This window comes from Mesorhizobium sp. M7A.F.Ca.US.002.01.1.1, assembly GCF_004022955.1.
GTDB classification, from domain to species: Bacteria; Pseudomonadota; Alphaproteobacteria; order Rhizobiales; family Rhizobiaceae; genus Mesorhizobium; species Mesorhizobium ciceri.
The window spans coordinates 1-6,608 of sequence record NZ_RZQE01000334.1 but is presented as its reverse complement, the minus strand read 5'-3'; the positions used below and the strand labels follow the sequence as shown (position 1 = coordinate 6,608).

Below are 6,608 nucleotides of genomic sequence, written 5' to 3'. Positions count from 1 at the left end.
CCCCTACAACCTACCCCCCTCCACTTCCGTATCTTCCCCATGAACCTGATCTACGCCGCCCTTGCCTTCCTGATGGCGCTTGTCTTCGGCTTTGTCGGCATCACCCGCGTCGGCTCATGGTTGATCGAGCACCGCGATCCGCCGTTCGGCGAGTTCGCCGACATCGACGGCGCCCGCATCCACTATGTCCATGTTCCGGCACCCGCCAACGCCGAGCTGCCGCCGATCGTCTTCATCCACGGCGCCAGCGCCAATCTCAGGGACCAGATGCTGCCGCTGCGTCCCTTGCTCGAAGGCCGCGCCGAAATGCTGTTCTTCGACCGGCCAGGCCACGGCTGGTCGGGTCGCGGCACCAACAACGAGAACCCGTCGGCGCAGGCCAACACCATTGCCGCACTGATGGACCATCTCGGCATCAGGAAGGCTGTCATCGTCGGCCATTCCTTCGGCGGCGTGGTGACATCGGCCTTTGGCCGCGAGCATCCAGACAAGACACTTGGACTGGTCTTCCTCGCACCGGCGACCCATCCATGGCCGGGCGGCGCAACCGCCTGGTACTACGATCTGACCACCATTCCCGTGCTCGGCTGGCTGTTTTCCGAAACGCTGACCTATCCGGCCGGTACACTGCAGATGGCCGACGCCACCACCTGCGTTTTCTCGCCCAACAAGGTGCCGGACAATTATCTCGGAATGGCCTCTATCCCGCTGGTGCTGCGACCAAAAGCCTTTCGCGCCAACGCCACCGATGTCGCCGGGCTCTATCGCTATGCCCTCGACGCCGCACCGCGCTACAACGAGATCAAGGCGCCAACCGTGGTCATTTCAGGCGATCGCGACAAGGTGGTCTATGCACATATCCATTCGGTCGGTCTGGCGCGCGACATTGCCGGTGCCGAACTCGTCTGGGTGCACAATCTCGGTCACAAGCCAGACTGGATCGCGCCCGACCTGACCGTCGGCGCCATCGAGAAGGTCGCCGGCAAGAGTATCGACCTGCAGGCGATGGCCAGGACCGTGGAGGCGCGCATCGCCGGCGACGCCTACGGCGCCGGCAGATGCGCCGATATCAAGGTACCGCAGGCCGAACTCGCGCCGACCTGAAGCCGGTCGCCCGAACCGTTCAGAGCCGACACGCTTTAGGAATCTAGCGGCTGACTTGTGTGTCCGACCCGATATAGGCGATGCGCAGCATGTTGGTCGAACCCGGTGTCCGCAGCGGTACGCCCGCGGTGATGATGACGCGGTCGCCTGGCTTGCCGAAGCCTTCGTCGAAGGCGATGCGGCAGGCGCGGTTGACCATGTCGTCGAGGTCGACGGCGTCGGGCGAGACAACGCAATGCGTGCCCCACAAAAGCGACAGCCGCCGCGCCGTGTTGAGGATCGGCGACAGCGCGATAACAGGCACTTGCGGCCGCTCGCGGGCGGCGCGCAGGCCTGTGGTGCCGGATGCAGTGTAGGTGATGATCGCCGACAGCTTCAGCGTTTCGGCGATCTCGCGCGCGGCCAGCGAAATGGCGTCGGCGCCGGTCGCTTCCGGCTCGGAGCGCTGGGCGTTGATGATGCCGGCATAGGTCGGATCGGTCTCGACCTTGGTGGCGATACGGTTCATCATTGCCACGGCCTCGACGGGATAGGCACCCGCCGCCGATTCCGCCGACAGCATGATGGCATCGGCGCCTTCGAAGACGGCGATCGAAACATCGGACACCTCGGCGCGGGTCGGCACCGGTGCCGTGATCATCGATTCCAGCATCTGCGTTGCAACCACCACCGGCTTGCCGGCGCGGCGTGCGGCGCGCGTGATCTGCTTCTGGATACCGGGCACCGCCTCGAGCGGCATCTCGACGCCGAGATCGCCGCGGGCGACCATCAGCGCGTCGGACAATTCGATGATCTCGGCCAGCCGGGCGACAGCCTGCGGCTTCTCGATCTTGGCCATGATCAGCGCCCGGCCGCGTGCGATCTTGCGCGCTTCGGCCAGATCCTCCGGCCGCTGCACGAAGGAAAGCGCCACCCAGTCTACGCCTGTGGCCAGCACGGCATCGAGGTCCTTGCGGTCCTTCTCGGTCAACGCGCCGACCGGCAGGTCGGTGTCAGGCAGGCTGACGCCTTTCTTGTCGGAAATCGTGGTGCCGGCGACGACGGTGCAGACGATCGATTTGCCGTCGCTCTTCACCGCCTTCAGCTCGAGCTTGCCATCGTCGATCAGCAGGCGATGGCCGGCTTCGACCGAGCTCAGGATTTCCGGATGCGGCAGATAGACCCTGGTCGAAGTGCCGGGCTCGGGATTGTCGTCGAGCGTGAAGGTCTGGCCTTGCGTCAGCACTTCCTTGCCGTTGGCGAACTTGCCGACGCGCAGCTTTGGCCCTTGCAGATCGGCGAGGATGCCGATCGGCCTGCCAACGGCTTCCTCGACAGCGCGGATGCGTCCGACCAGCGTGCGCATCAGTTCATGGTCGGTATGGCTCATATTGATGCGGAACACATCGGCGCCCGCTTCGAATAGTTTCTTCAGCATCTCCTCCGAGGAGGAGGCAGGACCGATGGTGGCTAGGATCTTGACCTTGCGGCTACGTCTCATTGACTGTTTGTTCCCGGGGTGGCTGGAGCGCCTCCCGTTGTGGACTCATCGGTCAGCTGGACCATCCAGCTTGCCTGTTCGCCCGTGTCATATTCCTGGAATCCGGCGCGCTGAAAGCCCCGGGCGACGCAGTCGGTTACGCCTGCGATCTTGAACTCTTTTTCAGCCACGCACATGTTGATCGGGCCGTCCCAGCGTCCACCGCGTTCGGCGTCTTCTGCATAAAGATAGTAAAACCTTGATGACAGCGGCCCTTCGATCAGCGTCTTGCAGCTCGATCCCTCGATGTGCCACCAGCCTTCGGTGATCCAGCCGGCCTTGGCGCGATAGCCGATGCCGACACCGACCAGGTTCTGCGTGGCGTTGCAGACGCGGAAATCGGCACGCGCCGGCGAAGCCACGACCATGGCCGACAGGCCGATGGCAAGAGTGAGGAGCGGCATGGCAAAGGCAGAGCGCATGCGCTGCCCGCCGGCGGAACTCATCCGAAAACCCCTCAAAAACCACATCAGCATCTCTCTGCGCCCCTTTTCGGAAAAGTCCGGGCGCATGTCAACGCACCGTTTTGTCCAATTCCAATCGATTTAGAAAGGCTCCGGCGCACAATTCGCCGACTTGTGCCAGATTTCCCGGGAAACCTTGGCCAAACAACGGCATTGCGCAAGCGTCGTCTTCGTGGAATGACGATAGCATCCTCCCCGGAAGCCAGCGAACAGACCATTTCCCGCCAATGACCCGATCCACAGTTTTCGCGCCTTTCGAGATCATCGAGGGCGACCGCAAGCGAGGCATCGTGCTGTTGGGCGATCATGCCCGTCGCGACCTGCCCGACGACTATGGCAGCCTCGGCCTGCCCTCAGCGGAGTTCGACCGCCACATCGCCTATGACATCGGCGTCGAGGGCGTGACGCGCGAACTGGCTGCCCTGCTCGGCGTGCCAGCGGTGCTCGCCAATTTTTCGCGGCTGCTGATCGATCCCAATCGCGGCGAAGACGACCCGACGCTCATTCGCCAGCTTTATGACGGCACTGTCGTACCTGGGAATTACCCCATCGCTGCCGAGGAGCGCGAGAGGCGGCTCGACGGGTTCTACCGGCCCTATCACGACGCCGTCAGCGCCATGATCGCCTCGGTCGCACAGGCTTCCGCCCAGGCGCCCTTCATCTTCTCGGTGCATTCCTTCACCCCGGCCATGCAAGGAATCCAGCGTCCTTGGCACGTCGGCATCCTGTGGGACCTCGACGACCGCGTGGCGCGGCCGTTGATAGACATGCTGGCGCAGGACAGGAACCTCGTCGTCGGCGACAACGAACCCTATGACGGCGCGCTGCGCGGCGACACCATGTACAAGCACGCCATCGTCAACGGCTTCGCCCATGCGCTGATCGAGATCCGACAGGATTTGATATCGGACCAGAAGGGCGCGCTCGCCTGGGCCGAACGGCTGGCGCCGATCGTTGACGCCATCGACCGCCGTCCCGATATACATGTGGTGAAGATGTTCGGCTCGCGTACCGGGCCGCTATGACGGAGGTTTCGATGACCGAACTCAGCGACGAGCAGCAACGCGATTTCGAGGCGGCCGCCTTCCGCCGGCTGGTCGAGCATCTGCGCGAACGCAACGACGTGCAGAACATCGACCTGATGAACCTCGCCGGCTTCTGCCGCAACTGCCTGTCGAACTGGTATCGCGAGGCGGCCAATGCCGAGGGCGTCGATCTCACCAAGGATCAGTCGCGCGAGATCGTCTACGGCATGCCCTATGCGCAATGGCAGGCGCTCAACCAGACCGAGGCCTCCGACGCCAAGAAGGCCGAATTCGAGGCAAGGCGCCCCAAGGACCATTAAGGCCAGCGATCACTCAAGGCTGTGTTTGGCTCAAAAAATGCTTCCCGAAAGAGCCTTGACTGAAAATTGAATCGATCTAATTTGCCGCGCGAAGCCATTTCTTGCGGGATTCGCCTCATGAACGCGTCAACTGCCAAGCTGACTGCCATTCGCGGACGATGGGCGCTCGCGGCCATTTTCCTCGCCAACGGCTTCCTGACGGGCAGCTGGGCGCCGCAGATTCCGGTGTTCCTGACCCGGCTGGAGATTTCGAAGTTCACGCTCGGTCTGCTGATTCTCTTGTTTGGGGTCGGCGCCGTCGTCGCGATGACCTGGTGTGGCCATTTGATCTCCAGACATGGTTCGCGCACCGTACTGCGTTGGTTCGCGCTGTGCGGCAGCCTCGGTCTCATGGTCGTGGCGCTGGCGCCCGACGTACCCTTGGCGGCCGTTGCCATGATCATCTTCGGCGGCTCGATCGGTGGCATGGACGTTGCCATGAATGCCAACGCCGTGGTGGTCGAACGGCGGCTCTCCCGCGCCGTCATGTCGTCTTCGCACGGCTTCTGGAGTCTCGGTGGTTTTGCCGGTGGCGGCCTCGGCGGCTTTGCCATCCAGCATTACGGCCACCTCGTCCACGCGGCGGCGGTAACGGCGTTTGCCTTCGCGGTGATCGCGGTGGCCGTTCGCCATCTCCTCGCCGAAGACAGACCGCAGGCGGCCGAGCACCACAAATTCGCACTGCCGGCAAACCCGCTGGTTTATCTGATCGGGCTGATGGCGTTGCTGGCGATGATCTCGGAAGGCGCCGTGCTCGACTGGGCAGCCCTGTATCTGCGCCAGGAGCTCGGCGCCGATCTCGCCGTCGCCGGCCTCGCCTACGCCGGATTTTCAGGCGTCATGGCGGTTACGCGGTTCTTCGGCGACGGCATACGCAATCGCTTCGGCGCGGTGACGACGCTACGCGCGTCGGCCCTCGTAGCCGCGGTCGGCATGCTGGTGGCTGGCCTGGCGCCCTCGCCCTGGCTCGCCATTGCAGCCTTTGCCTTTTGCGGCTTCGGCATCGCCAATATGGTGCCGATCATCTTTTCGGCCGGCGGCAACCAGGAAGGCATGTCTTCCGGCACCGGCATGAGCGTGGTCACGACGATCGGATACTGCGGCATACTGGTGGCGCCGTCGGCGATCGGCTTCGTTGCCGAGCATTCCAGCTTCGGCCCGATCTTCATCACCATGTCGGGACTGCTGATCATCGTGTTGCTGATGGCCGGGCTCGCTCACCGCGCCGAATTCGCGCCAGCACCCGCCGAATAGCGTTTCAGCTCCTCGTGAAGGAAATCCACCACACGGCGGATGCGCACGCTGGTACGCACGTCGCGATGCATCGCCAGCCACACCGGCAGAACTGGCAGCGGCAGGTCAGGCAGCACCTTCTCAATCAAAGGATCCCTGTCGGCCAGCGGCTCCTGGCCAAGACCAATGCCGTTTCCCGCCCGCACCGCTTCCCACAAAACCATCTGGTTGTCGGCCCTGAAGCGGAAGCTGCTCCGGGTGACGGGGATGCCGTGCCGGGTAAAACCCCTGATGATCTCGTCGCCGCGGTCGAAGCCGACCAGATCGTGGTCGACAAGATCGGCAGGCTTCAGCGGACGGCCGCGCCTGTCGAGATAGGATTTAGCCGCGCAGGCGCAGAGCTCGATGTCGCAGACCTTGCGTGCCATCAGCTCGTTCTGCGCCGGCTTGACCATGCGGATGGCGATGTCGGCATCTCGACGCAGCAGGTTCTCGACCTGATTGGAGGCGACGATCTCGACCTCGATGCCGGGCTCCTCGATCCCCAGCCGCATCGTCATCTCAGGCAGGACATAGGCCGCCACGACCTCGCTGGCGGCGATACGCACCGTGCCTTCGATAGCCTCAACCGAACCCAGTGCCAGGAGTGAGAAGGCGCTTGCCTGCTCGCTGACCGCCTTGCCGCGTTCCAACAGCGTGCTGCCGGCCTCCGTCAGTTCGTAGCCGTGCCGTCCTCGACGGAACAGCGTGACGCCCAGCGCCTGTTCCAACTCGCCGATGTGACGGCCAAGCGTCGGCTGGCTGGCCGAAAGCTTCCGCGCGGCAGCCGACAGGCTGCCGGATTCCGCCACGGAGACAAAGCTCTTGATCAGGTTCCAGTCGATTTCTGTCATTCATTTATGAA

7 protein-coding genes are annotated in these 6,608 nt (G+C 63.6%); 4 read left to right on the top strand and 3 right to left on the bottom strand.

Annotated features, from left to right (window positions below; translation table 11 throughout):
• Nucleotides 1–39: 39 nt before the first annotated feature.
• The gene (locus EN932_RS25540) at nucleotides 40–1,104 is read left to right on the top strand and encodes an alpha/beta hydrolase (RefSeq protein WP_127370007.1); all 1,065 of its coding nucleotides are present in this window, start codon (nucleotides 40–42) and stop codon (nucleotides 1,102–1,104) included.
• Nucleotides 1,105–1,147: 43 nt separating this feature from the next.
• Here EN932_RS25540 and pyk read toward each other — a convergent pair whose 3' ends face one another.
• Together pyk and EN932_RS25530 are read right to left on the bottom strand one after the other, a co-directional pair.
• Nucleotides 1,148–2,584 carry a pyruvate kinase gene (pyk, locus tag EN932_RS25535; RefSeq protein WP_013529204.1) on the bottom strand — a complete coding sequence of 479 codons (1,437 nt, stop codon included), beginning with the start codon at nucleotides 2,582–2,584 and terminating at the stop codon, nucleotides 1,148–1,150.
• Nucleotides 2,581–3,069 carry a DUF1036 domain-containing protein gene (locus EN932_RS25530; RefSeq protein ID WP_013529203.1) on the bottom strand — a complete coding sequence of 163 codons (489 nt, stop codon included), beginning with the start codon at nucleotides 3,067–3,069 and terminating at the stop codon, nucleotides 2,581–2,583. The genes pyk and EN932_RS25530 overlap by 4 nt, the downstream gene beginning before the upstream one ends.
• 245 nt (nucleotides 3,070–3,314) lie before the next feature.
• On the opposite strand from EN932_RS25530, the gene EN932_RS25525 reads away from it, so the two are divergent.
• From EN932_RS25525 to EN932_RS25515, 3 genes are all read left to right on the top strand, one after another.
• The gene (locus tag EN932_RS25525) at nucleotides 3,315–4,112 is read left to right on the top strand and encodes an N-formylglutamate amidohydrolase (RefSeq protein ID WP_127384596.1); all 798 of its coding nucleotides are present in this window, start codon (nucleotides 3,315–3,317) and stop codon (nucleotides 4,110–4,112) included.
• Between the two features lie 11 nt (nucleotides 4,113–4,123).
• Nucleotides 4,124–4,432: a DUF1244 domain-containing protein gene (locus EN932_RS25520; protein ID WP_013529201.1), complete on the top strand. Its 309-nt coding sequence runs from the start codon at nucleotides 4,124–4,126 to the stop codon at nucleotides 4,430–4,432.
• Between the two features lie 117 nt (nucleotides 4,433–4,549).
• Nucleotides 4,550–5,725: an MFS transporter gene (locus EN932_RS25515; protein WP_064993272.1), complete on the top strand. Its 1,176-nt coding sequence runs from the start codon at nucleotides 4,550–4,552 to the stop codon at nucleotides 5,723–5,725.
• Here the strand turns inward: EN932_RS25515 and EN932_RS25510 are convergent.
• Complete coding sequence (locus EN932_RS25510; RefSeq protein WP_128369151.1) at nucleotides 5,689–6,597, bottom strand: LysR family transcriptional regulator; 909 nt, start codon at nucleotides 6,595–6,597, stop codon at nucleotides 5,689–5,691. The two genes, EN932_RS25515 and EN932_RS25510, sit on opposite strands and share 37 nt — an antisense overlap.
• Between the last annotated feature and the right edge of the window lie 11 nt (nucleotides 6,598–6,608).